Source organism: Rhizobium sp. PP-CC-3G-465, from assembly GCF_004343445.1.
GTDB lineage: Bacteria > Pseudomonadota > Alphaproteobacteria > Rhizobiales > Rhizobiaceae > Ferranicluibacter > Ferranicluibacter rubi.
The window spans coordinates 1,381,781-1,406,991 of the sequence record NZ_SLYH01000001.1; the positions used below are offsets into that span (position 1 = coordinate 1,381,781).

A 25,211-nucleotide genomic window follows, 5' to 3' on the forward strand; every position below is an offset into this window, starting at 1 on the left:
CCTGCAGCTAGGATGCCAACACGAGCGTCAGATCGGTCGAGGCCACCGGTTCAGTCAGACGGCCTTCAGCGATTGCCACGATGGTTTCCAGAACCGACCGCATTTCATACAGGACGTGACTGTTCCAGAAGCGGGCAACGTTCCAGCCATTGGCAGCCATATGCGCGTTCCTCACCCGGTCGTAATCGCTGCCCGCATGCTGATGACCGTCCACTTCCACGACCAAACGAACGTCCCGACAAGCAAAATCCGCGAAATAGCGATCGATCGGCAGCTGCCGCACGAACTTCAGACCGTTCAACCGTCTTCCTCGCAGTTCACGCCACAACAAGAGCTCGGCATCATTATCCACTTGGCGTAGTGTGCGCGCCCGCTCAGTTCTCTTCTCGTTCGGCCCTCGCATACACCCTCCGCTCCGGGACTGCCCGCCTGTCGGCAGAAGAAGCCCGTGCTGCGACGTTGACGAGGGGAATGCAACCGCAGCCACACGTCTCTTCTCCCCGTCAAAACGGGGAGAAGATGCCGGCAGGCAGATGAGGGGCAGACGCTAACTGAAACCATGAACGTCACAGATGGCCCCTCACCCTAACCCTCTCCCCGCTTGCGGGGCGAGGGGACATGGCCCACGCATTGTCGAGCGTATCGTGAGTGCGTGCCACATCCTCCTTCGCCCCGCCTGCGGGGAAAAGGAAAGGTCGGCAGCAGCCGGATAAGGGGCAGCCTACCCACAAACAAAAACGGCCGCGCTCCCAGGAAGCGCGGCCGTCGAAATTCATCTCACCATCAAAACCTACTGCGCGATGCCGCCATCCAGGCCGCCGGTGACCGGCTCGATGCCGGCGGTCGTCTGGAGCGCGAGTTCCTGTTCGCCGTCCATCTGATAGATGTCGTCGCGGAACTGGACGACACCGTCTTTAGCGGCCCAGGCAGTGATGTACTTGAAGTAGACGGGCACTTCGACCGCGAGCTTAATCGGGTTGTTCTGGCCCGAGCGGATGGTCGCCTCGATCTGCTGGCGGGTCCAGCCGGGGGTGTCCCGCAGGAGCCAGGTCGTGAGATCACGCACGTTCTGCACGCGCACACAGCCGGAGCTTTCGAAGCGCGCGAGCTTGTTGAACAGGCCCTGCGACGGCGTGTCGTGCATGTATTCGTTGTTCGGGTTGTGGAAGTTGATCTTCGTCGACGCCATCGCGTTAATCTTGCCCGGGTCCTGGCGGAACGTCAGGTTCGGAGCCTTGTCGGCGTTCCAGTCGATCGTTTCCGGCGAGACCTCGTTGCCCTGCCCGTCGATAAGGCGGATGGCGTTCTTCTTGAGATATTCCGGGTCCTTGCGCATCAAAGGCACGATGTCCTTCTCGACGATCGAGCGCGGCGCAGTCCAGTACGGGTTGAGGATGACCTCGTAGATCTTGGAATTGATGATGTGCGTCGGGCGCGACAGGCGGCCGACGATGGCCGTGTGGCGCTGCACGACGCGGCCGTTTTCCACCGCCTCGATATAGGCCGCGGGAATGTTGACCACGACGTGGCGCATGCCGAGATCGCCCGACATGGACTGCAGGCGCACGAGATTGGTGTTCAGCTGCTGCAGGCGCACATTGGCCGAGATGTTCAGAGCCTTCAGCGAGTATTCGCCGAGCACGCCATCCGGCGGCAGGCCGTGGCGGGCCTGGAAGCGCTTGACCGCGCCATCGACATAGCTGTCGAAGCTGTCGGACATGCCGGACGACTGATCGAGATCGCCAGCGGCGATCAGGTGCTGGCGCAGTGCCCGCACCGACGGGTCGGAAACGCCGAGTTCCAGACGCTGCGACGGATTGACCTCGGGCCAGCCGCCGGCCGACACGATCCGCTGATACTGGCCGATCGCCGTCTGCGTGTTGTAGATGGTCTCCATGCTGAAGATCGGATTGTTCGACGAGACAGCCAGCGCGGTGCGCGAAGCCTGTGCGTCGAACTGATCGTCCCACACGCCGCGGCGCGGCGCGTTGATGATGTCCACAAGCGCGTCCTGCGCGAACGCACCACCGGCCCAGGCTGCCGCGCCGAGCGTGGCGGCGGAGCGCAGGAAGGCGCGGCGGCTATGAGCATCGATTCCGTTTTTCTTCGACATGATCCCTACCATCAGATGCTGCGAGGCAAATTTCGCCTTCAGCGCTATCACGATTACGGTTAACAAAGGCAGACCTGCCCGGAACGGGAGTGGCACCTCGGCGGACGAAGGGCCTCGAAGACCCCGCGACTGCGGGCGCGCCAGCGCCGAAAACCGCTTGACCGAACCCCTATTCCGGGCCGGTTTTTCAGCATTTTACGTCCCATACCAATATGGCCAAACGGTGTCACACAACCAGTGGGAAAGCGCGCTGACGTACCGGGAGACAAGGCACTGCGTCCTTCCTGCAACAGCCTTGCCGGCCTTGATTTCCGGGGCGGATCAGCCCTTTTCGAGGCTTTGACAGGCGACATCCTCAAGTCCGGATCACGACCGTTGACAACATCGTGACGGTGCACGTTGCAGCTGCGATCTCCAGCTGTCGTTCCCGGAGGACATGCGAAAGGCCGGACGCCATCCCGCGCCCGGCCTTTTCAAGGAGGATCATACCCCGCCAATCTTACATGCGGTAGGCGATCGAGTCGTTCCAGAAGCGGTCGAGGCGCTGGAGCAGCTTGTTCATCTGGCCGAATTCGTCCGTGCCGATGCCGCCGACCTTGTGGATCGAGCCGATGTGGCGCTCATAGAGCTTGGCGACCGTCTCGGCGATGCCCTGGCCGTCTTCCGTCAGGCTGATGCGGACCGAGCGACGATCGATGCGCGAGCGCTGGTGGTTGATGAAGCCGAGGTCGACCAGCTTCTTGACGTTGTAGGAGACGTTGGAGCCGAGGTAGTAGCCCCGCGAGCGCAACTCGCCAGCCGTCAGTTCCGAGTTGCCGATATTGAAGAGGAGAAGCGCCTGAACGGCGTTGACGTCGCTGCGGCCCTGCCGGTCGAATTCGTCCTTGATCACGTCGAGCAGGCGACGGTGCAGACGCTCGACGAGGTGGAGCGATTCCATGTACAGGGAGCGGATCGCATCTTCCTGCGGGTCTTTGTGAGCAACGGTGTTGGCGGGAGCCTGTGCCTTGAGCTTGGTGTTCATGATGACGGTCTCTCTCTGTTTTGGTGGCGGTGGTTATGTTTTCCCGCCTTGAGGGAGACACTATCGAATACGTATAAAATTCTACTTAAACCGCAGCCTTAACATGAGCTTACGATTCACGTGACCTGTGTCAGGGTGAATCAAATCTTGCGACACGCCCCTGGCGCATGCGCTGGTAGAGGATGAAGCCCCGGAAAGCGACGAAGATCAGAGCCGCCCCGCCATGCAGCACAAGGATCAGCGGCTTGGTGCCGAAGAGGTCGGGATAGAAGCCGAACATGACGATTTCGGTCGCCGCCGCCACGACCCAGATGACCGGTCCCCAGGACACCAGAAGCCACAAGCCCAGCGCGGCCACGGGATAGGCAACCGCCAGCGTCGCCGCCGCCACGCGCCACGGCACGGTCAGAAGATCGAACCGGCCGGACCCGTTGAAGGAATAACCGATCAACAGCGCCCAGTAGTTCAGGCCGAACCAGAAACACGAAATCGCCACCAGCCGCAGGAAGACGCCGAACAGCGTCTCCGTCAGCGAGACCTTGGGGACATGGACAGAATCATGGGACATGACGGCGACCATAAGGGTGGATGGTGGCAACCGCTAGGCTGGGATGGGCGCCCGTGGCAACGTGATCGATCATCAGGTCTGGCCAGGCATGGCGGCAGGATCGCGGGAACCATGCCGCACGGCATGAATGACGATCTCGGCCTCGGTGATCTCATAGAAAATCAGGTAGGGATAAGGCAACGCGATCAAACGACGAATCGTGGGATCTTGCGTACGGGCGCCGGCGAAAGGCTGATCCTGAAGCTGCTCGATCAAGGTCTTGATACGCTGCATGACCCGACGCGCACCTTGCGGTGAACGCGCACCGATATACGCGGCAACGTTCTTGAGGTCGATCATCGCCGGTCTTGTGTAGCGAAGCCTCACAGACCGTGGGCAGTCCAGATAAGGCGCATGTCCTCGTCGGTTGCAAACTCTCCGCGGGCGGCTGCGCTTTTGGAAACGGCAATCGCTGCAAGCTCCCCCGCGCTCAATGGAACCGGCTCCGACTCCTCGCGGGCGAGGATCAGCATCGTGCGAGCGATCTCGTCCTGGACGACGGCAGGAAGAGCGCGGGCGGCCTCAACGGCTTTTTCTAGGAGCTCGGTCATGCCCCATTATGCAGGAAACACCGGCGCGGAAAAGCCGACTCTCTCGAAATTGTTGCATCTTGCCCCCTCGGTCGGACGCGCCAACACGCGCTCTATATGCAGAACCGGGACGAGACGCCGCACCTGGGATGTTTTGCCTTCATGCCCCATCGTGATAAATGTTCCCCAACTCCTGCATGGCGCGCGCTCGCGCAATTTCCGAAAGACGCCCTTCATGACCGACAAGACCGACATCGTGGACCTCATCACCGGACACCGCCGCATGCGCCGCAACCGCAAGGCGGACTGGACGCGGCGGATGGTGCGCGAGAACCAGCTGACGGTGGACGACCTGATCTGGCCGATCTTCCTCGTGCCCGGCACGAACGTGGTCGAGCCGATCGCCGCCATGCCCGGCGTGATGCGCCTCAGCGTCGACAAGGCGGCGGAAGCCGCGCGCGAGGCGGCCGACCTCGGCATCCCCGCGCTCGCCACCTTCCCGAACGTCGATATGGCGCTGCGGGATGACACCGGCTCACACAGTCTGGATGCCGACAACCTGATCAACCAGGCGACCCGCGCCATCAAGAAGGCGGTGCCCGGCATCGGCGTCATCACCGACGTCGCGCTCGACCCCTTCACCAGCCACGGCCATGACGGCATCCTACGCGATGGGGAGATCGTCAATGACGAGACCGTTTCCCAGATCGCCCGCGCCGCTGTCGCGCAGGCCAATGCCGGCGCCGATATCATCGCACCCTCCGACATGATGGACGGCCGCATCGGCGTCATCCGTCAGGCGCTGGATGCGGCCGGCCACCAGAATGTCGGCATCATGGCCTATGCCACCAAGTTCGCCTCGGCCTTCTACGGCCCCTATCGCGAAGCCATCGGCACCAGCGGTCTGCTGAAGGGCGACAAGAAGACCTATTATATCGACCCCGCCAATGGCACCGAAGCCCTGCGGGACGCCGCCCTCGACGTGGAGGAAGGCGCCGACATGATGATGGTGAAGCCCGGCCTGCCCTATCTCGACATCTGCTGGCGCATGAAGGACGCCTTCGGCCTTCCCGTCTTCGCCTATCAGGTCTCCGGCGAATATTCGATGATCAAGGCCGCCGGCGCGCAAGGCTGGATCGACGAGGAGCGCGTCATGATGGAAACCATGCTGGCCTTCAAACGCGCCGGCTGCGACGGCATCCTCAGCTATTTCGCACTGGATGTGGCGCGGCTTCTGGCCCGGAAAGGATGATGACGAGGAGAAGCGACCGCTTGAATCCGTCCCGCTTCATTCCAATATGAGTGATGACGATTGGAGACCCAGATGACTATCAGCCAGGATGACGTTCGCTTTCCCAGTACCGATTGGCGCGCCTATCGCGGCGTTCTCAGCCGTCGGGTCATTGCGTTCTGCGTCGATTATCTCTTCGTCGCGCTGCTCTGGATTCCCGCCGCCGTGGTGGTGTTCTTCCTCGGCATCCTGACGCTCGGTTTCGGCTTCCTGCTCTATCCCGCGCTCTTTGCCATCGTCGCGATGCTCTACTTCGGCGTCACAGTCGGCGGTCGTTCACAGGCGTCGCCCGGCATGGCCATGATGGGGCTGGCGATCGCGCGGACCGACGGGCGGCCGATGGATTTTATGACGGCGGTCGTGCATCTCGTGATCTTCTGGATTGCGAATGCTTTCCTCACGCCGTTCATCGTGCTCATCAGCCTGTTCACGGATCGCGGCCGTCTGCTGCACGATTTTCTCATCGGCACGGTGACGGTGCGACGCGATAGCTACCCGCTGAGCGCGTAGCGCCTGCACGGACACACTGCCTCATCAATCCGACGTGTTTTCGACCGGTCGTGTTAACGGCCGGTTGACCTTTTTCATTCTTGAGCCATGCTACTGCATAATCCCTCAAATCGGAGTCGATTTCAGGATGAGATTATGCAGCAGGTATAAAAGTGCTACAGCGAACCTGAGTGTCATACATGGCGCACGACGCTGTAGCGTGATCGTATGGTCATGAAGTGTGATCGCCGCCCCAGATGAACATGAACAGCCACACCGCCCCGTCTCCGCAGTTCTACCTCACGGCACCGGCGGCTTGCCCCTACCTGCCGCATGAGATGGAGCGGAAGGTGTTCACCCATATGGTGGGCGAGCGGGCGCCCGAGCTCAACGACCTCCTGACCCAGGGTGGCTTCCGCCGCTCGCAGAACATCGCCTACCGCCCTGCCTGCGAAAGCTGCCGGGCCTGCGTTTCCGTGCGGATCGTCGCCGGCGAATTCAAGCCGACGCGCTCGATGAAGCGGGTGCTCGCCGAAAACACCGATGTGGTGTCCACCGAATACCCGGCCGAACCGTCGAGCGAGCAATATGCCCTCTTCCGCCGCTACCTCGACAACCGCCACCAGAAGGGCGGCATGTCCGATATGTCGGTGCTCGATTATGCGATGATGGTCGAGGATACGCATGTGAACACCAAGATCATCGAATACCGCCTGCGCATCGAAGGCGACGGCATTGCCGGCCGGGCCAACGGACCGCTGATCGGCGCGGCGCTGACCGACAAGATGGGCGACGGCCTCTCGATGGTCTATTCCTATTTCGACCCCGCCTTTTCCGACCGCTCCCTCGGCACCTTCATGATCCTCGATCACATCCGCAAGGCGCAGGACCGCGGCCTGCCGCACGTCTATCTCGGCTATTGGGTCAAGGGCTCGCGCAAGATGGACTACAAGACGAAGTTCCTGCCGCAGGAGCACCTGATGGCGCGTGGCTGGGAGCGGTATGCCGGGCCCGCGAGCGAGGATGCGGCGGGCTGATCCCGTCTGTCGAACGGCTGACAAACCATCGCCTCGGGCTTCTTGTAGGAGAGCGCCCTTTTTGTTATAACGTCGGTTATAACAAGGAGAGCCACTATGAACGTCACTGTCCGTAAGATTGGAAATTCCGAAGGCGTCATCCTGCCGAAAGATGTGCTGGATCGCATGGGCGTGAAGGCGGGGGACGAGCTTGAAGTGCAGGTAGAGGCCAACAGTCTGACGCTCCGCGTTCCCGACGAGCAGTTCACGCGGCAGTTGGCCCATGCTGAGGCTTTTATGGAGCGTTACAAGGTCGCGCTGAAGAAGCTTGCGGAATGACGGACTTCATCTTCCTCGACCGTATGCTGGTCCAAGTCCTGCACTCCCGCCAGATCGAACGCTTCGGCGGATCCTACGGGTTGCGGGATGAAGGAGCGTTGGAGTCCGCCCTCGGCAGGCCGCTCAACCGGGCGAACTACGGATGCGACGATATCGTCGAACTCGCCGCAACCTACCTGTTCGGCCTTGCCAAAAACCATGCTTTCATCGACGGAAACAAACGCATCGCCATCGTTGCTTGCGCCGTCTTCTTGATGGAAAACGGCTTTCAGATCGCAACCACCGACGCGGTCCTTTACACGTTCGTGCTGGGCATCGCTTCAGGCGACATAGACGAGGAAGGCGCTACCCGCTTCCTGCGGGATGTCGTGCAGCCTTTGGAAGAGGCACCTCTGTAGGCGATCGACACAAAGACGCCGACGGTCAAAGAGATCGCCTCTTACCCCCCGAACTTCCCGCTTCGCGGAAAGCCCTTGGGGACAACGCGGCCGGCAGTACCGCGGTCGGCAATCCATTCGGTGAGTTCGGCGGCGGTCTTGGTAAAGCTGCGGCCGGCGCTGTCGCTCCAGGTCAGGCCGTCGGCCAGCGTGAAGCAGCGGATGTCGGAGACACCGCCGTCCTTGTAGCGCTGCAGGCGCACGCCCTTGCCGCGGGCCATTTCCGGGATCTGCGCCAGCGGGAAGACGAGGAGCTTGCGATTTTCGCCGATGATGGCGACCTGATCGCCCTTGACGGTCACGACCATCTTGGCCTCGTCCGGCATGGCGACGTTCAGGATCTGCTTGCCCTTGCGGGTGTTGGCGACCATCTCGCTTTCGGAAATCACGAAGCCGTTGCCGGCGGCGGACGCGATCAGCACCTTGCGGGCGGGATCATGCACGAAGGCGGTCAGCACGTCCTGATCGTTCTCCATATCGACCATGATGCGCAGCGGCTCGCCGTGGCCGCGCCCGCCGGGCAGCTTGTCGCCGCCAAGCGTATAGACCTTGCCGCCGGTGGTGACGATCAGGATGCGGTCGGTGGTGGATGCCGGGAAGGCGAACTTCAGCGCATCGCCTTCCTTGAACTGCAGCGTCGCCGTATCGGAGATGTGCCCCTTCAACGCGCGGATCCAGCCTTTCTGCGAGAGGACGACCGTGATCGGCTCCTTCTCGATCATCGCCTGGTGGATCGCCGCGTTGTCCGTGTCCGGCGCGTCGGCAAACACCGTGCGGCGACGGCCGAGTTCGGTCGCCTTGGCGAACTTTTTCTTCACCTCGCCGATCTCCGAGGCAACCGTGTCCCATTGCTTTTCGTCGGAGGCGAGCAGCGCGTCGATCTCGGCCTTTTCAGCCGTCAGACCGTCGAACTCGGTGCGGATCTCGAACTCCTCCAGCTTGCGCAGCGAGCGCAGGCGCATGTTGAGGATCGATTCGGCCTGAAGGTCGGTCAGCGTGAAGCGCTTGATCAGAGACGGCTTCGGCTCGTCCTCCTCGCGGATGATGCGGATGACCTCGTCGAGGTTGAGATAGGCGATCAGATAGCCGCCGAGGATCTCCAGCCGGCGCTCGATGGCGGCCAGGCGGAAGCGCGACCGGCGCTGCAGGACCTCGCGGCGATGCTGTAGCCACTCCGTCAAAATATCGAAAATCGACATGACGCGGGGCACGCGGCCCATCGACAGCACGTTCATGTTCAGCGGAAAGCGGTTTTCGAGGTCCGTCAGCCGGAACAGCGATTCCATCATGATGGTGGGATCGACGCTGCGGCTCTTCGGCACCAGCACGACACGCACGTCTTCGGCGGACTCGTCGCGTACGTCCTCGAGAAGTGGCAGCTTGCGGGCGATCAGCAGTTCGGCGATCTTTTCGATCAGCCGCGATTTCTGAACCTGATAGGGAATTTCCGTGATGATGATCTGCCAGACGCCGCGGCCAAGGTCTTCCAAGACCCATTTCGCCCGCACGCGGAACCCGCCGCGTCCCGTCCGGTAGGCCTCGGTGATGCTGGCCTTGTTGTCGATGATGATGCCGCCGGTCGGAAAGTCCGGACCGGGCACGAGCTCGACCAGTTCCTCAATCGTCGCATCCGGCTTGCGGATCAAGAGCAGCGCGGCATCGCAAAGCTCATGCGCATTATGCGGCGGGATCGACGTCGCCATGCCCACCGCGATGCCGGATGAGCCATTGGCCAGCAGGTTGGGGAACGCGCCCGGCATAACGACAGGCTCTTCGTCCTCCTCGTTATAGGTGGCGCGGAAATCGACGGCGTCCTGGTCGATGCCTTCCAGAAGCAGCGCCGCGACCTCGGTCATGCGCGCTTCGGTGTACCGGTAGGCCGCAGCATTATCGCCGTCGATATTGCCGAAATTGCCCTGTCCATCGACCAACGGATAGCGCTGGGAGAAATCCTGGGCGAGCCGCACCAGCGCGTCGTAGACCGACTGGTCGCCATGCGGGTGGAACTTACCGATAACGTCACCGACGATGCGGGCGCATTTCTTGAACGCCGTGTTGGGACGGATGCCCATCTCGCTCATCGCGTGGATGATGCGACGATGCACCGGCTTCAGGCCATCGCGAACATCCGGCAGCGCACGATGCATGATCGTGGAAAGCGCATAGGCAAGATAGCGCTCTTCCAGTGCCGCCTTGAGATCGACGGGCTGAATATGATCGTCTCCGCCCGACGGCGGCAAAAGGCTCTGTCCCATGGGTCGTAGCTACCCCAACAAACCGTGAACATCAAGTTGTCTCGCCGGCGCTATCCCCAGCAAACCGCCGCCCATGAAAGCCCTCGTCAAATAAAGCACGACGCTTACCTGACATTTCTCCACCAGCCGCATATATTTCCGCCCAAATCGCCTTGGAGACATCGACCCCGATATCACAGGCATTGCAAGGACCAAATGATGATGCAGTTTCCAAGACTTCGCTTCCTGCTGGCAGGCGTCGCCTTCGCCGGCCTCGCCTCGCCCGCCTTCGCGCTCGATGGCGCCGACTTCGTCACCAAGCTGAACGCCGCCTATGCCACCAACGGTGCGACGCTCGCCTACGAGGCGGTCGATGTCAACGACGACAGCGTAGTCCTCAAGGGCGCCAGCGTGCGGAGCACGGTGAAGACGGCGGACGAGCTCAAGATCGGCGACCTCACCTTCGACGGCGTCGAGGAGCTTTCGGATGGCGGCTACACCGTGGAGACGGTGGATTTCCCGGATATCGACCGGACGGCAGACGGCGCCCGCCTGACCGCCAAGGACATTGCGATCTCGGGCCTGCGCGTGCCCGCCAAGACCGGGACGGGCAGCATCGACGACCTGCTCTACTACCAGTCGGCCGGAACCGGCCCGATCACCGTGGAGATCGGCGGCAAGACCGTGTTCGCCATCGACAAGTCGGAAAGCAACCTGACCCGCCAGGACGGTGACAAGGGCATCGACTTCGACGGCATCGTCAGTGGTGTGAAAGCGGACCTCTCGGACGTCAAAGACGCCAAGACCAAGATGGCGATCGACAAGCTCGGCCTTCAGAATCCGACCGGCGAGTTCACCGTGGAAGGTAGCTGGGACCTCGCCTCGGGCGTTTTCGCCGTTCGCGACAACTCTGTGAACGTCGACAATGTCGGCCGCCTGTCGGTCGGCTTCAACGTTTCGGGCTATACGCTCCAGCTCCTGAATTCGCTGCAGGAAGCCTTCAAGGCAGCCGAGGCCAACCCCAACAAGGAAGCCGCCAATCAGGCGCTCGGCCTGTCGGCGATGGGCCTCATCCAGCAGCTGAACTTCAACTCCGCCTCGATCCGCTTCGAGGATGCCTCGATCACCAAGCGCCTGCTCGATTACTTCGGTGCGGAACACGGCGTGACGGGCGAGCAGATGGCGCAGTCGATCAAGGGTCTCGCCCCGATCATGATCGCGCAGCTCAACCTTCCCGACCTGCAGAACCAGCTGACGGCGGCCATCACCGCCTATCTGGATGCGCCGAAGAACCTGACGATCACGGCGGAGCCGGCCAAGCCGGTCCCCTTCCCGATGATCGTGGGCGCCAGCATGGGCGCGCCGAACACGCTGCCGAGCGTGCTGGGCGTCAAGGTGACCGCGAACGACTGACGCGGCCTTGACTATATGAAACGGCGAAGCCCGCCGGTCTCCTCAAACAGGAGGCCGGCGGGCTTTTTCGTATCTCAGTGCGAGGCCTGCGGCAGGGCCGGCGCATCCGGCTTATCGTGCACGGCAAAGCGGTCGAGCATCGTCGCGCTGGCCTCGTTGAGGCCGATGACCTCGACGGGAACACCGGACCGGCGGAACTTCAGCACCACCTTGTCGAGTGCGCCGACGGCTGTAATATCCCAGAAGTGCGCGGCGGAGACGTCGATCGTCACGCTGGCGGCACTCTCGGTGAAGTCGAAGGCCGCGATGAAGGCGTCGGCCGAGGCGAAGAACACCTGGCCTTCCACGCGGTAGGTCCGGGCAACGGCATCGCCGAGCGATACCACGCGGAAGAGCTTCGCCACCTTGCCCGCAAAGAACACGCCCGAGAGCAGCACGCCGACGATGACGCCCTTGGCAAGGTCATGTGTCGCGACGACCGTGACGACGGTGGCTAACATCACCACGGAGGAGGACACCGGGTTGGTCCGCAGATCGAGGATGGACCGCCAGGAGAAGGTGCCGATCGACACCATGATCATCACCGCGACGAGAGCGGCCATCGGGATGATACGCACGATATCGTCGAGAACGAGGATGAGGAACAGCAGGAAGGCACCGGCAACGAAGGTGGAAAGCCGCCCGCGGCCGCCGGAGGAGACGTTGATGACCGACTGGCCGATCATGGCGCAACCGCCCATGCCGCCGATCAGCGCGGAAGCGATGTTGCCTGCCCCCTGACCCACACATTCCTGGCTCTTGTTGCTCGGCGTATCCGTCATGTCGTCGACGATCTGCGCCGTCAGCAGTGATTCGAGCAGGCCGACGGCTGCAAGCGTCACGGAATAGGGAAAGATGATCCGCAGCGTTTCCCAGGTCAGCGGCACGTCCGGCAGGCCGAAGATCGGCAGGCTGGAGGGCAGTTCGCCAAGATCGCCCACGGTGCGCAGATCGAAGCCGCCGAAGACCGCAACGGCCGTCAGCGCCGCAATGGCCACCAGCGGCGACGGGATGGCCTTCGTCACATAGGGGAAGAGGTAGATGATGCCGAGGCCGATGGCGATCATCACATAGGTTAGCGCGGGAACGCCGATCAGTTCCGGCAGCTGCGCCATGAAGATCAGGATCGCCAGAGCGTTGACGAAGCCGGTGATGACCGAGCGCGAGACGAAGCGCATGAGCCGCCCGAGCTTCAGGAAGCCGCCCGCGATCTGCAGAAGCCCCATGAGGATGGTGGCGGCGAAGAGATATTGCAGGCCATGGTCGCGCACGAGGCTGACCATGACGACGGCCGTGGCTGCCGTGGCAGCCGAAATCATACCAGGCCGGCCGCCGGTAAAGGCGGCGACGCAGGCGATGGCGAAGGAGGCAAACAGCCCCACCTTCGGATCGACCCCCGCAATGAAGGAAAAACCGATCGCCTCGGGAATAAGCGCCAGCGCCACGACGACGCCGGAGAGGATGTCGCCGCGAATGTTAGAAAACCATTCGTGGCGGTAGGTGGACAGTGAGATCATGGATTGAACGTTTCGCAAACAGGAACGCACCAGCCGGGACGAGGTCCGAAGCGGCTATAAGGGCTGATGCTGTGCGTTGTCCGGCGGATCGGCGGCCGGAAGAGCCACCCGGGGATCGCACCCGGGTCCGTTGTGATCTCAGTCTGTTGCCACAGTCTCACGATGATTTCAAGGATTAGCTTTTGAACGCGCCTCATGCAAACTTCGAAAGCATGAACCCCAATGCCGCGAGAATCACACTCCCAAGGAAGGTGTAGAAAACAGGATGCATCTCTACTTGTTGAAGCCACGTTAGAGATGCTGACGATACGACGTCAGGCTTCGGCGACGCTGAGACGAGATTGTCCGCAACGGCTTCGCGCGCCCGCTCGACTTTGCCCGCTGCGGTATCGTGAATATCGAGAAGCTGAACCGCGAGGTGACCGTTGATCAGGTCTTCCAAAGCGCTCAAATCCAGATGTCCGGTTTTGAACGCGGCGTCCGCCTTCTCTAGAGCCCGATAATAAGGTTTCTTATTATCGGCAATCTGATCTGGGATTGTCCGTGTTCCTGGCAAACGATAGCCGAGTTTGGAACACATAATGAGATAGGACACAATGCGGGCTGTGCGGCCGTTGCCATCCACAAAAGGGTGAATCCAGTTGATCTTCCAAAGCGCATAAGCGGCGAGATGAATAGCGTTTTGGGATTTGAACTCGTCGTTCACATAGTCGCAAAATTCCTCCATGAGGAGCTGAACTTGCGAGGCATCCGGTGGCACATGGGAACTATCGGTTATCTTTATCCCGCTTGGACGATTGGTTCCCGCATATTCGCTCAACCGATCAAGAGCGAGACGATTCAATGTCATAATCTTGGACGGTCGGAGCTTGTAACCGGGTGTCCCGATCCAGACTTCCATTTCCGCTATCGCAGCATCGAACTGCCGCAATGTGTTCTCGGCTTCGATCCGCGCTACTTGTTGCGGATCACTGACGAGAACCGGCTTTCCTGCTTCACTCGAACGGTCATTTGCCATGCGTCTCCTGTCTGAGACGCATGGCGGCTTGGTCGATCATCTCGCGCGTAATATCGCTGTTCTCGATCTTCGCAGAACCATAGGCAAAACTTCGCCTCTGCTTTTCAAGATGATCCTCCGTTGGAACGATGGACCGAGCCTTCTCGATAAGCTTTTCAAGTTCTGCGTTCATGTGCGTTCTCCGTCGAGTCTCATCTTAACAAACTGAGAGCCAATGACCACACATAGTTCGTCATGAGGCCGATGCCAGGAATCAATCCTTCTTCGGCTGCGGCACAACCCTCAAGGCCAGTTCGCGCAACTGTGTCGGGGCGGCTTCGCTGGGGGCGTTCATCAGCAGGTCCTGGGCCTGCTGGTTCATCGGGAACAGCGAGATTTCACGCAGGTTCTTGGCGCCGACCAGAAGCATGACCACGCGGTCGATGCCGAAGGCGCAGCCGCCGTGCGGGGGAGCGCCGTACTGGAAGGCGCGGTACATGCCGCCGAAGCGATCTTCCACGTCCTGCTTGGACAGGCCGACCAGCTCGAACGCCTTGACCATCAGTTCCGGCGACTGGTTCCGGATGGAGCCCGACGCGATCTCGAAGCCGTTGCAGACGGCGTCGTACTGGTAAGCCTTGATCGTCAGCGGATCCTGCGTTTCCAGTGCCTCAAGCCCGCCCTGCGGCATGGAGAAGGGGTTGTGTGCGAAATCGACCTTCTTCTCTTCCTCGCTCCATTCGTAGAAGGGGAAGTCCACGATCCAGCAGAGCTCGAACCGGTCGCGGTCGACGAGGTTCAGCTCTTCGCCGGCGCGCGTGCGGGCTTCGCCTGCGAACTTGTAGAACTTGGCGGGATCACCGGCGACGAAGAAGCAGGCGTCGCCGGCTTCCAGGCCGAGCTGGACGCGCAGCGCCTCGGTACGCTCGGGACCAATGTTCTTGGCGAGCGGGCCGGAGCCTTCGACGGTCTCGCCCTCGGCGCGCCAGAAGATGTAACCGAGCCCCGGCTGGCCGGTGGACTGCGCCCAGGCGTTCATCCGGTCGCAGAAGGCGCGGGAGCCTCCGGTCTTGGCCGGAATCGCCCAGACTTCGACCTTCGGGTTGGAGGCGATCATGTTGGCGAAGACCTTGAAGCCGGAGCCGGCGAAGTGCTCGGTCACGGCCTGCATCTCGATCGGGTTGCGCAGGTCCGGCTTGTCGGAACCGTACTTGCGGATCGCGACGTCGTAGGGAATGCGCGGCCAGTCCTTGGTGACCGGCTTGCCGTCCGCGAATTTTTCGAACACGCCGGTGATGACGGGCGCCATCGTGTTCCAGACGTCTTCCTGCTCGACGAAGCTCATTTCCATGTCGAGCTGATAGAATTCGCCCGGCAGGCGGTCGGCGCGCGGGTCTTCGTCGCGGAAGCAGGGTGCGATCTGGAAGTAACGGTCGAAGCCTGCGACCATCAGAAGCTGCTTGTACTGCTGCGGCGCCTGCGGCAGCGCGAAGAACGTGCCGGGATGGATGCGCGACGGGACGAGAAAGTCGCGCGCGCCTTCCGGCGACGAGGCGGTGAGAATCGGCGTCGTATATTCGGCAAAGCCTTCCGCGTTCATGCGGTTGCGCATGTCGGCGACGATCTGGGTGCGCTTGACGATGTTGCGGTGAAGCGTCTCGCGGCGCAGGTCGAGGAAGCGGTACTTGAGGCGCACGTCCTCGGGATAATCCGGCTCGCCGAAGATCGGCAGCGGCAGTTCCTTGGCGGCGGAGAGGACTTCGATTTCCTGAGCGTAGAGCTCGATCTCGCCCGTCGGCATCGTCTTGTTGACCGTCTCGGCCGTGCGCGCCTTCACGCGTCCGTCGATGCGGATCACCCATTCGCCGCGCACGGCTTCGGCCGCCTTGAAGGCCGGGCTGTCGGGATCGACCACGACCTGGGTCAGGCCGTAATGGTCGCGCAGGTCGATGAACAGGACGCCGCCATGGTCGCGAACACGATGCACCCAGCCGGAGAGACGGACGTTCGCGCCGACATCGGTCTGGCGAAGGGCGGCGCAAGTGTGACTGCGGTAACGGTGCATGTGCGTTTCCTGGAACTGGCAAAATGCCGCACACGGGAAAACCATCGCTGTCCCGGCGGCGTCGAAATCGCGCGGAAAAGCGCATGGCAGGTCCGATTTGTCAAGGCGGAGCTCGGCCGGATGGACCGATCTTACGCCTCTACGCGCCCTGCGACAACGCGGCACGCGGGAAAGATTGCCGTCACAATTGCTGAACAGGGCGATCAAGTTTAAGGAGAAGCCACGTCGATGCACCCGGACCGGATCATGCCCGCCCTCACCCGCCGAACCCTCCTCAAAGCCAGTGCCGCAACGGCTGCATCCTTCGCGCTGGGCGCAGGCCTTGCCGCGCGTCCGGGCACGGCCGCGCCTCTAACGCTGAAGGCGCAGTTCGGTGCTGCGAAGATTGCCGAAGGCGGCGCGGAGACGCGGGTGATGACCTGGGGACTTGGCGACGAGCCTGCGATATCGGGCGTGCCACCGGTGTTGCGGATGCGGCAGGGCCAGCCCTTCGCAGCCCGGCTGGTCAACGGGCTCGACGAGCCGACCACCGTGCACTGGCACGGGCTGCGCATTCCCAACGCCATGGACGGCGTGCCGGAGATGACGCAACCTTACGTCTACCCGGGCGATGGCTTCGACTATGCCTTTACGCCGCCCGATGCCGGCACGTTCTGGTATCACCCCCATTGCAACACGCTGACCCAGATGGGCCACGGCATGACCGGCGTCATCGTCGTGGAGAACCCTGCCGACCCCGTCTTCGACGCCGAAATCGTCCTGAACCTGCGCGATTGGCGGCTGGGGGCAGACGGTGCCTTCATCGCCCCGTTCAAGCCCCGGGATGCGGCGCGCGGCGGTACCTATGGCACGGTGCGCACCGCCAACTGGCAGCGTGCGCCGCAGTTCGAGGCACCCGCCGGCGGGCTGGTGCGGCTGCGCATTGCGGCGACCGACGTCACGCGCATCTATACACTCGGCATCGATGCGCCAGCCTCGATCCTGGCGCTCGATTCGAACGCGCTTGCCCAGCCGATGCCGCTCGATACGCTCGATCTCGGGCCGGGACAGCGCGCCGATCTCGTGGTGCGGATGCCGGATGGCGAAGGGCAGACCGTGACGCTCGGAAACCTGCGCGGCTCCTCGCCCTGGACCATTGCGACGCTGGTCGCACGCGGATCCTCGCTCAAGCGCGACCTCGCGGACGCCAGCGCGCTGGCACCCAACCCGATCGCCCGTCCCGACCTCGCCGGTGCCGAGCGCATTCCCCTCGATTTCACGGCGACGGCCGAGCACAAGGCGGTGGAGAGTATCTGCGGCTCGCTCGGCTATACGTTCTGGGCGATCAACAAGGTGCCGTGGCCGGGCGATACGCCGGACCCGGTCGCGCCGCTGGCGGAGCTGAAGCTCGGCCGGAGCTACGTCTTTGAAATCGCCAACCGCACGCCGCATGCCCACCCGATCCACCTGCACGGGCTGACCTTTCACGTCCTCTCCTCCAACAAACGCACCGTGCTGCCTCCGCCGACGGACACGATCCTGCTGCAGCCGGACGAACAGGCCGAGCTGGCGCTGGTCGCCGACAATCCGGGCGACTGGATGCTCCACTGCCACATCATCGAGCACCAGAAGACGGGTATGTCGTCCTATCTCAGGATCGTCTGATAGACCGCCTGCGGCGTGCCGAATCGCGGCTTTTTCATGTCGGTTGGTTGACATCCCCGCATCAAAAGAGAAGAGAGAGAAAACCCGCCTCCACATCCCGGAGATCCGATGGATATTATCGATACGACTGCGGCGCTGCAGGCAGCCTGCGACACGCTGGCCACTGCGCCTTATCTGACGATCGACACGGAGTTTCTGCGTGAGACGACGTTCTGGCCGCAGCTCTGCCTGGTCCAGATGGCCGGTCCCGACATCGCCGTGATCGTCGATCCGCTCGCCAAGGGCCTCGACCTTGCCCCCTTCTTCGCGCTGATGGCCAATCCCGACATCATCAAGGTCTTCCATGCCGCGCGGCAGGACATCGAAATCATCTTCCATCTCGGCGGGCTCATCCCGCACCCGATCTTCGATACGCAGGTCGCGGCCATGGTCTGCGGCTTCGGCGATAGCGTCTCCTACGACCAGCTCGTCAGCCGCATCAAGGGCGAGCATATCGACAAGTCCTCGCGCTTCACCGACTGGAGCCGCCGGCCGCTGACGGACAAGCAGCTCGATTACGCGCTCGCCGATGTCACCCATCTGCGCGACGTCTACCACCACCTGAAGGCCGAGCTGGAGCGCGAAGGCCGCTCGCTGTGGCTGACGGAGGAGATGGCGGTTCTCGAATCGCGCGAGACCTACGACATGCATCCGGACGATGCCTGGCAGCGGCTGAAGATGCGCCTGAAGAAGCCGATCGAGCTGGCCGTCCTGCAGCGCATCGCCGCCTGGCGCGAGCGTGAGGCCCGGTCCCGCAACGTACCGCGCGGCCGCGTGCTGAAGGACGATGCGCTCTACGAGATCGCCCAGCAGCAGCCGAAAGATGCCGAAGCCATGTCGCGCCTGCGCACGGTGCCGAAGGGCTGGGAGCGTTCCAGCGCCGGCACGGCCATCATCGAGGCCGTCAACGAGGCGCTTGCTTTGCCCAAAGCCGACATGCCCCGCCTGCCCCGCCAGAACCAGACGAGCGAAGGGGCTGCCGCTGCCATCGAACTGCTCAAGGTTCTTCTGAAGCTCGTCGCCGAAAAGCAGGGCGTCGCCGCCAAGATCATCGCCAACAGCGAAGACATCGAGCGCATCGCATCCGAAGGCGAGAAGGCCGATGTCGGCGCGCTGAAGGGCTGGCGCCGCGATCTGTTCGGCGAGATCGCGCTGAAGCTGATCAATGGCGACGTGGCGCTGCGCTTCGTGGACCGGAAGATCGAGACGGTGGAATTGCCCGGTGCTCCGGCCTGAGGCCGGGTCACCGCTCCGGTTGGAAGCCGTATTTGCCTCTCGGCCCCAGACCCTTGTCGAAGGTCCCGAGCTTCGTGACGCAGACGGGTTCCACCTCAGGCTTCGTGAAGGGTTTCGTCGTACCGTCGGGATCTATCAGATAGTTGAAGATCCTGTCTGAGAGCAGGATGCGTCCCTCGCCCGTCTTGCACACCGCGATGCGCTGCATGCCGCCGGTGTCCTGATCCATTTCGAACACGACCGGCGCGCGTCCTTTTGCCGTGACGGTGAGCGTCCGCCGGAATTCCGCGAGGAAAAGATGGTCTAGGTATCGTTCGAGCCGGAGATGAAGGCCATCGATGTCTGCCTCGGTGACATCGAACGGGCCGCTTTCACCGCGGATCATCTTCCGCCGTTCGTTGATCTCCAAACCGACGGATATGACGATGAGTGCCACACCACCGACAAAAGCGATAAGCAGCAGAAACAGGACGCGGCGCCAGCGAGAGCTTTTTTCTGTCACGCGAACCGCCCTTTCCTCATAACGGCCCTTACGCGAACCGGAACGCGATCCGCTTGCCCGTTAGTTTCGCCAGCTGCTGCAAGCGTCCATCCAGTCTCTCCCCAGCAAACTCGCTGTAATCGGTGGGCACCACGAAATCGAGGTCGGTGTTTGCAGCGGAAGATGGGCGGAGGGCGAGGTTGCGGACGATGCCGGGCATGGAGGCGGAGAAGAGGTAGGCGACGCGCAGGAGCGCACCGAGGATCTTCGCCTGTTCCAGCATGCGTGCCGGCGTGATGGTGGAGAGCGGGCTGGTGGCGCCGTTGTCGTTCAGGCCATCGTGCCGGTAGTAATTGGCGAGCGCGATATAGGCGCGGCCGGCATGGGTGATGCCGGAGAAGGTGGAGTGGGCGATGATGTTGAGCGCCTGCAGGCCCCGGTAATCGGGATGCGCGCGCCAGGAGATGTCGGCAAGCAGGCAGGCCGCCCGCCGGTAGCGGGCCTCCTCATCGGTTTCGGTGATGCCGAGGGCCGGCAATACCCTGCCCGTCCAGTCCGCCAGTTCGCGGGCGTGCTCGGGAGACCGGGCCCGCAGGATGGCCAGTTCGGAGGCGGCGGTCAGCAACGGATCGGCATTGCGCGCCTGCTCCGACAGCAGCGAGAACAGGTAACCCTCGCGCACGCCCAACGCGGAAAATGAGATCCGCGCCGGCTTCAGGAGCGAGATCGTCTCCTGCAGGGCGATGGCGCCGTAGGGCAGAAGATTGCGGCGGCTGCGGGAGATCGCGGCGAAGGCGGGGATCTTCAGGTCCTTGGGCTCGATGACCTCCGGCAGGAAGCTCATCGCCTCCTCGAAGCTCATCTCGTAGCCCTGCATCATATGCAGCGGATAATCGCGCAGTTCCATGTGCAGCTTGGCGATGGAACGCCATGTGCCGCCGACAGCGTAGAAGGTGCGGCCGGCACCGCGTTTCAGCACATCGACGTTCTTTACCGTCTTGCGGACATAGGCACGCGCCCGCTCCAGCGAGCCGCCGGCATGTTCCGACAGGCGAATGCCGCCGAGCGGCAGCGTGATGCCGGTGCCGATGGTGCGGCCAACGACATCGACCAGTTCCAGCGAGCCGCCACCGAGATCGCCGACGACGCCATCGGGATCGTGATAGCCGCTGACGATGCCAAGCGCGGAGAAGTAAGCCTCCTCCTCGCCGGAGAGGACACGGATCTTCTGGCCGAGAATATGTTCGGCGCGGCGGATGAAATCGGGACCGTTGGAGGCGTCGCGGGCCGCCGCCGTCGCCAGTACGAAACCGGTCGAGGCGCGCGCCTGGGTCGCGAGGGCCTTGAAGCGGTGCAGCGCCTTCAGCGCACGCTCGACGCTCTCGGCATCCATCTGCCCGGTGGCATCGATGCCCTTGCCGAGCCCGCACATGACCTTTTCGTTGAACAGCACCGCAGGCGAGCGATTCAGTCCCTCATAGATCACGAGCCGGATCGAGTTGGAGCCGATATCGACGACGGAAACAGGAGCGATGCCAGGCAAGCGCCCCTGAGCTTCGGATTCTACCATACGGGTCCAGCTTTACTTTCTGCGGTCGCTGTCCCAGCCGGCGATAACCTTGGGCGCACTCGATTTCAGGGCCTCGCCCCGGCCGGACAGGCTGGGGTTGGTCATGAAATAGACTTGTGCGTTGAACGGTTCGCTGTCCTTGGACACCGAGATCCGCCGTGAGGTGCCGTCCTCGAGAATTTCGTAGCTCTGCTGGTTATCGATGAGATTTGCCAGCATGATCTGCGACAGGACCTGTTCGTGCACGGTCCGGTTGACGAGAGGTACGAGAGTCTCCACGCGCCGGTCCAGGTTGCGCGGCATCATATCCGCCGAGCCGATATACACAAGCGCATGCTCGGAGGGAAGAGCATGGCCGTTGCCGAAACAGAAGATCCGGCTGTGCTCGAGGAAGCGGCCGACGATCGATTTGACGCGGATGTTCTCCGACAGGCCCGGAACCTGCGGACGCAGGCAGCAGATGCCGCGAACGATGAGTTCGACCTCCACACCGGCGCGGCTGGCGCGGTAGAGCGCGTCGATGATCTCGGGATCGACCAGCGAGTTCATCTTCATCCAGATCGACGCCGGGCGACCGGCACCGGCATGCACGATCTCCTCCTCGATATGCTTGAGGATGCGCGGGCGCAGCGTGTGGGGCGAGATCGCCAACTTCATGCCGGCTTCCGGCTCGCCGTAGCCGGTGATGAAGTTGAAAATGTTCGCCATGTCGTGGCCGACGACCGGTGAGCAGGTGAAGAAGGACAGGTCGGTATAGATCTTGGCAGTGACGGGGTGATAGTTGCCGGTGCCGAGGTGGCAGTAGGTCCGCAGCTTGCCCTCCTCGCGCCGCACGACCATGGACATCTTGGCATGGGTCTTCAGCTCGATGAAGCCGAAGACGACCTGCACGCCGGCGCGCTCCAGGTCGCGCGCCCAGCGGATGTTGGCTTCCTCGTCGAAGCGGGCCTTGAGCTCGACCAGCGCCGTCACCGACTTGCCGGCGTCGGCGGCATCGATCAGCGCGCGCACGATGGGGCTGTCGTTGGAGGTGCGGTAGAGCGTCTGCTTTATCGCAAGGACGTCAGGATCGCGCGCAGCCTGATGGAGGAACTGGACAACGACGTCGAAGCTCTCATAGGGGTGGTGAACCACCATGTCTTTTTCGCGGATGGCGGCGAAGCAGTCTCCCATGTGCTCTCGGACTCGCTCGGGAAATCGCGCATTATACGGCGCGAAGCGCAGATCCTCCCGAGGCGCCTTGGTGATTTCCGACAGCGTGTTGAGCGCCAGCAGGCCGGGCAGCACGGCCACGCGGTTTTCCGGCACGGCAAGTTCGGAGATGACGAAGCGACGCAGCTCCAGCGGCATTTCCGAGTCGATCTCGATGCGGATGACCGAGCCGCGGCGGCGGCGCTTCAGCGCAGTCTCGAAGAAGCGGACGAGATCTTCCGCCTCTTCCTCGACCTCGATATCGCTGTCACGGATGATGCGGAAGGTACCGGCGCCCTTGACGTCGTAGCCTGGGAACAGGCGGCTGATGAACATGCCTACCACATCTTCCAGCGTGATGTAGCGGATGGTGGAGCGCACGTCCGGCAGGCGCACGAAGCGATCGAGCGCCACCGGCAGGCGCAGGAGCGCCGTCATCGGATCACGCCCGGAGCGGCTGACGAGCTGCAGGCCCATGGTGAAGCCGAGATTGGGAATGAAAGGGAACGGATGCGCCGGATCGATCGACAGCGGGGTCAGAACCGGGAACATCGACTGGTCGAACGTCGTCTCCAGCCAGGTCCGGTCGTCGGCCGACAGCGAGACCGGGCGGACGATGAGGATGTCTTCCTTGGCGAGATACTGCTGAAGCACGGCGAGCGACGCCTGCTGCTCCATCTGCAGCGTGTTGATCTCTTTCAGGATGTCGCCCAGCTGCTCAGCCGGCGTCTTGCCATCGGGGCTGCGCACGACGACGCTCTGGCGCACTTGCGCCTCGAGACCGGCGACGCGGACCATGAAGAACTCATCGAGGTTGGCCGCAGAAATGGACAGGAAGCGGACGCGCTCCAGGAGCGGATGGGCCGTGTTCAGCGTCTCCTCGAGGACCCGGCGATTGAACTGCAGCCACGAGAACTCGCGGTTGATGAACCGTTCCGGGCTGTTCAGCAGGTCAATGCCCTTATCGACCGCACCCTTGTCGACCGGGTTGGCCGGGGAGGTCGTCTTTGCCGCAGCTGTCGTCGTGTCCATGTCCCGTTCCCTCATACGCTTTGCGAAAAGCTGCTAGACGAGTTTGACGACGGAACTGTGACAGTCAATCGTCTTGATCAGGGATTTCTTGCATATCCCCCGCATTACCAATTTTTTCAAGCACTTCGGCCGCAAGCGACCGGCTGATTCGCGTGTGGCGGGCGAGCGCCAGACGGTCCATCTCCTCCACGACCCGATGGGCGGTTTCGAGCGATCGCTCCATGCGGGCGACGAGGTAGGCGATCAGCCGTTCATCGGGAAAAAGCTGGCGGTCGGCAAAAAGCTTCATCAGCACCTGGCCGAGAAGATCGTCGTCCGGCTCGCTCGTCTCCACGACGGTGACCGCCTTCAGGCGCGAGGCGAGATCCGGCAGCGCCACACCCCAGGCGGCCGGCCGGCTGCGGGCGGTGACGAGGAGGTAGGTTCCGTTTTCGCGCACGCTGTTGATGACGTGAAACAGCGTGGTCTCGTCGAAGCCGTGACGGTCTGCGTCCTCGAACAGGACAGGGCCCCGAGCCGCGATGTCCGGCGCCTCGCTGCCCGCGTGAAGATCGACGGCGGTCGCGCCGCTCGTTCCCGCCCAGATGGCGGCCAGATGCGACTTGCCCGAGCCCGGCGGGCCGACGAGCACCACCACAGGGGTCGGCCATTGCGGCCAGCCATCGACGATCGCCACCGCGGCCTCCAGCGAGGACGAGACGAGAAGGTCATCCCGGCTGATCTGCGGCGCGTGCCCCAGAGGCAGCGGCAACTGGTCGTCGCGGCGGGTCATGTGAGGCTATGCGGTACGTTCGGCTGAGCTTCGATGGTCGTGTGGGTCGGCGGGCTGTGGTAGACGTCGCTTTCGAGGTAGCGCGCCAGCACAAAGCGCACGAGAACGCCGAGGGCCGCCGCTGCCGGGACCGCCACCAGAAGTCCCACGAAGCCGAACAGCGAACCGAAGGCCAGAAGCGCGAACATCAGCCAGACCGGATGCAGGCCGACGCTGCTGCCGACCAGCTTGGGCTGAAGGATGTTGCCTTCGAGGAACTGGCCGGAGAAGAAGATGCAGGCGACCACGATGACCCAGAAGTAATCCGGCCAGAACTGCACCAGCGCCACGCCGACCGCCAGCACCAGACCGACCATGGAGCCGACATAGGGAATGAAGCTGATGATACCGGCGAAGAAGCCGATGAGCAGGCCGAAATTCAGCCCTGCGACGGTGAGGAAGATGCCGTAGTAAAGGCCGAGGATGATGCAGAGCGAGCCCTGCCCGCGCACGAAGCCGGCAATGGAGCTGTCCATGTCGGTCGCGATCTGGCGGACGGTGGAGAGCTGGCCGCGCGGGATCCAGCTATCGACCTTGGCGACCATGCGGTCCCAGTCGAGCAGCAGATAGAAGGCGACGACCGGCGTGACGACGAAGAGCGAGATGATATCGAGCAGCGCGACGCCGGAGTTCCACAGCTGCTGCACCAGCGTGCCAAGGAAGCTTGCGCCCTGCGCCATGAGGCGGGACGAATTCTCGCGGATCGCAGGCAGCTGGCTCTGCAGCCAGTCCGGCAGGATATCGGCCTGGGGGCTTGCGAGGAAATTCTGGAAGCTGGCCACGTAGTCCGGGATCTTGGTGATGAAATCCGACGCCTGCGTGAAGATGATCGGGATGATCAGCACCAGAGACAGGGCGAAGACGACGATGAAACCGACGAGAATGACGATCGTCGCCATCATCCGGCTCAAGCCCCATTTTTCCAGCCGGTCGGCGATGGGATCGAGGAAGTAGGCAAGCGCCATGCCGGCGAGGAACGGCAGGAGGATGGAGGAGAAGACCATCAGGAAGGCGATGAAGAGGACGAAGAAGACAAGCCAGAAGATCGCCTGGCGGCGAAGTCCCTTCCCGCTGAACATGGTGGCCATCTGAGGCT

24 protein-coding genes and 1 other annotated feature are annotated in these 25,211 nt (G+C 62.7%); of the genes, 8 read left to right on the top strand and 16 right to left on the bottom strand.

Annotated features, from left to right (window positions below; translation table 11 throughout):
• Nucleotides 1-7 precede the first annotated feature (7 nt).
• The 6 genes from C8J33_RS06470 to C8J33_RS06495 form a co-directional block, all read right to left on the bottom strand.
• Nucleotides 8-403: an endonuclease domain-containing protein gene (locus tag C8J33_RS06470; protein WP_110799597.1), complete on the bottom strand. Its 396-nt coding sequence runs from the start codon at nt 401-403 to the stop codon at nt 8-10.
• 387 nt (nt 404-790) lie between these two features.
• On the bottom strand, nt 791-2,113 hold the full coding sequence (locus tag C8J33_RS06475; RefSeq protein ID WP_132446954.1) for a L,D-transpeptidase family protein: 1,323 nt from the start codon (nt 2,111-2,113) through the stop codon (nt 791-793).
• A 499-nt stretch (nt 2,114-2,612) separates the two neighbouring features.
• A complete protein-coding gene (ldtR, locus tag C8J33_RS06480; RefSeq protein WP_110726396.1) occupies nt 2,613-3,137 on the bottom strand; it encodes a transcriptional regulator LdtR in 525 nt (174 codons plus the stop codon).
• Nucleotides 3,138-3,267: 130 nt separating this feature from the next.
• Nucleotides 3,268-3,705, bottom strand: a complete 438-nt coding sequence (locus C8J33_RS06485) for a DUF6163 family protein (protein WP_132663481.1) — start codon at nt 3,703-3,705, stop codon at nt 3,268-3,270.
• A 72-nt stretch (nt 3,706-3,777) separates the two neighbouring features.
• Nucleotides 3,778-4,071: a type II toxin-antitoxin system RelE/ParE family toxin gene (locus C8J33_RS06490; protein WP_132663482.1), complete on the bottom strand. Its 294-nt coding sequence runs from the start codon at nt 4,069-4,071 to the stop codon at nt 3,778-3,780.
• Nucleotides 4,068-4,295 carry a hypothetical protein gene (locus tag C8J33_RS06495; RefSeq protein WP_132663483.1) on the bottom strand — a complete coding sequence of 76 codons (228 nt, stop codon included), beginning with the start codon at nt 4,293-4,295 and terminating at the stop codon, nt 4,068-4,070. Before C8J33_RS06495 ends, C8J33_RS06490 begins: the two co-directional genes overlap by 4 nt.
• 214 nt (nt 4,296-4,509) lie before the next feature.
• Between C8J33_RS06495 and hemB the strand changes: the two genes are divergently transcribed.
• The 5 genes from hemB (at nt 4,510) to C8J33_RS06520 (ending at nt 7,807) form a co-directional block, all read left to right on the top strand.
• Complete coding sequence (gene hemB, locus C8J33_RS06500; protein WP_132663484.1) at nt 4,510-5,526, top strand: porphobilinogen synthase; 1,017 nt, start codon at nt 4,510-4,512, stop codon at nt 5,524-5,526.
• Between the two features lie 72 nt (nt 5,527-5,598).
• Nucleotides 5,599-6,075, top strand: a complete 477-nt coding sequence (locus tag C8J33_RS06505) for an RDD family protein (protein ID WP_132663485.1) — start codon at nt 5,599-5,601, stop codon at nt 6,073-6,075.
• Nucleotides 6,076-6,317: 242 nt separating this feature from the next.
• Nucleotides 6,318-7,091 carry an arginyltransferase gene (locus C8J33_RS06510; protein WP_132663486.1) on the top strand — a complete coding sequence of 258 codons (774 nt, stop codon included), beginning with the start codon at nt 6,318-6,320 and terminating at the stop codon, nt 7,089-7,091.
• 96 nt (nt 7,092-7,187) lie between these two features.
• On the top strand, nt 7,188-7,409 hold the full coding sequence (locus C8J33_RS06515) for an AbrB/MazE/SpoVT family DNA-binding domain-containing protein (RefSeq protein ID WP_110732583.1): 222 nt from the start codon (nt 7,188-7,190) through the stop codon (nt 7,407-7,409).
• Nucleotides 7,406-7,807 carry a type II toxin-antitoxin system death-on-curing family toxin gene (locus C8J33_RS06520; protein ID WP_132446946.1) on the top strand — a complete coding sequence of 134 codons (402 nt, stop codon included), beginning with the start codon at nt 7,406-7,408 and terminating at the stop codon, nt 7,805-7,807. Before C8J33_RS06515 ends, C8J33_RS06520 begins: the two co-directional genes overlap by 4 nt.
• 41 nt (nt 7,808-7,848) lie before the next feature.
• On the opposite strand, the gene parC is transcribed toward C8J33_RS06520, so the two are convergent.
• Nucleotides 7,849-10,101, bottom strand: a complete 2,253-nt coding sequence (gene parC / locus C8J33_RS06525; protein WP_132663487.1) for a DNA topoisomerase IV subunit A — start codon at nt 10,099-10,101, stop codon at nt 7,849-7,851.
• A gap of 198 nt (nt 10,102-10,299) precedes the next feature.
• Between parC and C8J33_RS06530 the strand changes: the two genes are divergently transcribed.
• Nucleotides 10,300-11,493: a hypothetical protein gene (locus tag C8J33_RS06530; RefSeq protein ID WP_132663488.1), complete on the top strand. Its 1,194-nt coding sequence runs from the start codon at nt 10,300-10,302 to the stop codon at nt 11,491-11,493.
• Nucleotides 11,494-11,567: 74 nt separating this feature from the next.
• Here C8J33_RS06530 and C8J33_RS06535 read toward each other — a convergent pair whose 3' ends face one another.
• From C8J33_RS06535 to aspS, 4 genes are all read right to left on the bottom strand, one after another.
• Nucleotides 11,568-13,049, bottom strand: a complete 1,482-nt coding sequence (locus tag C8J33_RS06535; protein ID WP_132663489.1) for a SulP family inorganic anion transporter — start codon at nt 13,047-13,049, stop codon at nt 11,568-11,570.
• A gap of 74 nt (nt 13,050-13,123) precedes the next feature.
• Nucleotides 13,124-13,181 (bottom strand) — a sequence feature (sul1 is cis-regulatory element that is thought to sense ions involved in sulfur or methionine metabolism; They are found in Alphaproteobacteria).
• A gap of 61 nt (nt 13,182-13,242) precedes the next feature.
• Nucleotides 13,243-14,067 carry a Fic family protein gene (locus tag C8J33_RS06540; RefSeq protein WP_132663490.1) on the bottom strand — a complete coding sequence of 275 codons (825 nt, stop codon included), beginning with the start codon at nt 14,065-14,067 and terminating at the stop codon, nt 13,243-13,245.
• Entirely contained in the window at nt 14,057-14,239 is a 183-nt protein-coding gene (locus C8J33_RS06545) for a hypothetical protein (protein ID WP_132446936.1), read from the bottom strand. Before C8J33_RS06545 ends, C8J33_RS06540 begins: the two co-directional genes overlap by 11 nt.
• Before the next feature lie 81 nt (nt 14,240-14,320).
• On the bottom strand, nt 14,321-16,111 hold the full coding sequence (gene aspS / locus C8J33_RS06550) for an aspartate--tRNA ligase (protein ID WP_110799604.1): 1,791 nt from the start codon (nt 16,109-16,111) through the stop codon (nt 14,321-14,323).
• Between the two features lie 246 nt (nt 16,112-16,357).
• On the opposite strand from aspS, the gene C8J33_RS06555 reads away from it, so the two are divergent.
• Together C8J33_RS06555 and rnd are read left to right on the top strand one after the other, a co-directional pair.
• Nucleotides 16,358-17,755, top strand: a complete 1,398-nt coding sequence (locus C8J33_RS06555; protein ID WP_132663491.1) for a multicopper oxidase family protein — start codon at nt 16,358-16,360, stop codon at nt 17,753-17,755.
• Between the two features lie 114 nt (nt 17,756-17,869).
• Nucleotides 17,870-19,030: a ribonuclease D gene (gene rnd / locus C8J33_RS06560; protein WP_110800067.1), complete on the top strand. Its 1,161-nt coding sequence runs from the start codon at nt 17,870-17,872 to the stop codon at nt 19,028-19,030.
• Nucleotides 19,031-19,037: 7 nt separating this feature from the next.
• Here the strand turns inward: rnd and C8J33_RS06565 are convergent, their stop codons facing one another.
• From C8J33_RS06565 to C8J33_RS06585, 5 genes are all read right to left on the bottom strand, one after another.
• Nucleotides 19,038-19,532, bottom strand: a complete 495-nt coding sequence (locus C8J33_RS06565; protein WP_132663492.1) for a hypothetical protein — start codon at nt 19,530-19,532, stop codon at nt 19,038-19,040.
• Nucleotides 19,533-19,560: 28 nt separating this feature from the next.
• Nucleotides 19,561-21,081 carry an exopolyphosphatase gene (gene ppx / locus C8J33_RS06570; RefSeq protein ID WP_132663493.1) on the bottom strand — a complete coding sequence of 507 codons (1,521 nt, stop codon included), beginning with the start codon at nt 21,079-21,081 and terminating at the stop codon, nt 19,561-19,563.
• A gap of 12 nt (nt 21,082-21,093) precedes the next feature.
• A complete protein-coding gene (locus C8J33_RS06575; protein WP_132446928.1) occupies nt 21,094-23,304 on the bottom strand; it encodes an RNA degradosome polyphosphate kinase in 2,211 nt (736 codons plus the stop codon).
• 64 nt (nt 23,305-23,368) lie between these two features.
• The gene (hdaA, locus tag C8J33_RS06580; protein ID WP_132663494.1) at nt 23,369-24,076 is read right to left on the bottom strand and encodes a DnaA regulatory inactivator HdaA; all 708 of its coding nucleotides are present in this window, start codon (nt 24,074-24,076) and stop codon (nt 23,369-23,371) included.
• Nucleotides 24,073-25,203 (bottom strand): AI-2E family transporter, encoded by a 1,131-nt coding sequence (locus C8J33_RS06585; RefSeq protein ID WP_110799610.1) that lies wholly within the window; start codon nt 25,201-25,203, stop codon nt 24,073-24,075. The genes hdaA and C8J33_RS06585 overlap by 4 nt, the downstream gene beginning before the upstream one ends.
• Nucleotides 25,204-25,211: the final 8 nt, after the last annotated feature.

Coding starts and splice junctions, on each gene's coding strand:
- C8J33_RS06485 (WP_132663481.1), bottom strand. CDS start 3,705: ATGTCCCATGATTCTGTCCATGTCCCCAAGGTCTCGCTGACGGAGACG.
- C8J33_RS06515 (WP_110732583.1), top strand. CDS start 7,188: ATGAACGTCACTGTCCGTAAGATTGGAAATTCCGAAGGCGTCATCCTG.
- parC (WP_132663487.1), bottom strand. CDS start 10,101: ATGGGACAGAGCCTTTTGCCGCCGTCGGGCGGAGACGATCATATTCAG.
- hemB (WP_132663484.1), top strand. CDS start 4,510: ATGACCGACAAGACCGACATCGTGGACCTCATCACCGGACACCGCCGC.
- hdaA (WP_132663494.1), bottom strand. CDS start 24,076: ATGACCCGCCGCGACGACCAGTTGCCGCTGCCTCTGGGGCACGCGCCG.
- C8J33_RS06475 (WP_132446954.1), bottom strand. CDS start 2,113: ATGTCGAAGAAAAACGGAATCGATGCTCATAGCCGCCGCGCCTTCCTG.
- C8J33_RS06545 (WP_132446936.1), bottom strand. CDS start 14,239: ATGAACGCAGAACTTGAAAAGCTTATCGAGAAGGCTCGGTCCATCGTT.
- C8J33_RS06585 (WP_110799610.1), bottom strand. CDS start 25,203: ATGGCCACCATGTTCAGCGGGAAGGGACTTCGCCGCCAGGCGATCTTC.
- C8J33_RS06520 (WP_132446946.1), top strand. CDS start 7,406: ATGACGGACTTCATCTTCCTCGACCGTATGCTGGTCCAAGTCCTGCAC.
- ldtR (WP_110726396.1), bottom strand. CDS start 3,137: ATGAACACCAAGCTCAAGGCACAGGCTCCCGCCAACACCGTTGCTCAC.
- C8J33_RS06470 (WP_110799597.1), bottom strand. CDS start 403: ATGCGAGGGCCGAACGAGAAGAGAACTGAGCGGGCGCGCACACTACGC.
- C8J33_RS06505 (WP_132663485.1), top strand. CDS start 5,599: ATGACTATCAGCCAGGATGACGTTCGCTTTCCCAGTACCGATTGGCGC.
- C8J33_RS06535 (WP_132663489.1), bottom strand. CDS start 13,049: ATGATCTCACTGTCCACCTACCGCCACGAATGGTTTTCTAACATTCGC.
- ppx (WP_132663493.1), bottom strand. CDS start 21,081: ATGGTAGAATCCGAAGCTCAGGGGCGCTTGCCTGGCATCGCTCCTGTT.
- C8J33_RS06510 (WP_132663486.1), top strand. CDS start 6,318: ATGAACAGCCACACCGCCCCGTCTCCGCAGTTCTACCTCACGGCACCG.
- C8J33_RS06540 (WP_132663490.1), bottom strand. CDS start 14,067: ATGGCAAATGACCGTTCGAGTGAAGCAGGAAAGCCGGTTCTCGTCAGT.
- aspS (WP_110799604.1), bottom strand. CDS start 16,111: ATGCACCGTTACCGCAGTCACACTTGCGCCGCCCTTCGCCAGACCGAT.
- C8J33_RS06555 (WP_132663491.1), top strand. CDS start 16,358: ATGCCCGCCCTCACCCGCCGAACCCTCCTCAAAGCCAGTGCCGCAACG.
- C8J33_RS06495 (WP_132663483.1), bottom strand. CDS start 4,295: ATGACCGAGCTCCTAGAAAAAGCCGTTGAGGCCGCCCGCGCTCTTCCT.
- C8J33_RS06575 (WP_132446928.1), bottom strand. CDS start 23,304: ATGGACACGACGACAGCTGCGGCAAAGACGACCTCCCCGGCCAACCCG.
- C8J33_RS06530 (WP_132663488.1), top strand. CDS start 10,300: ATGATGCAGTTTCCAAGACTTCGCTTCCTGCTGGCAGGCGTCGCCTTC.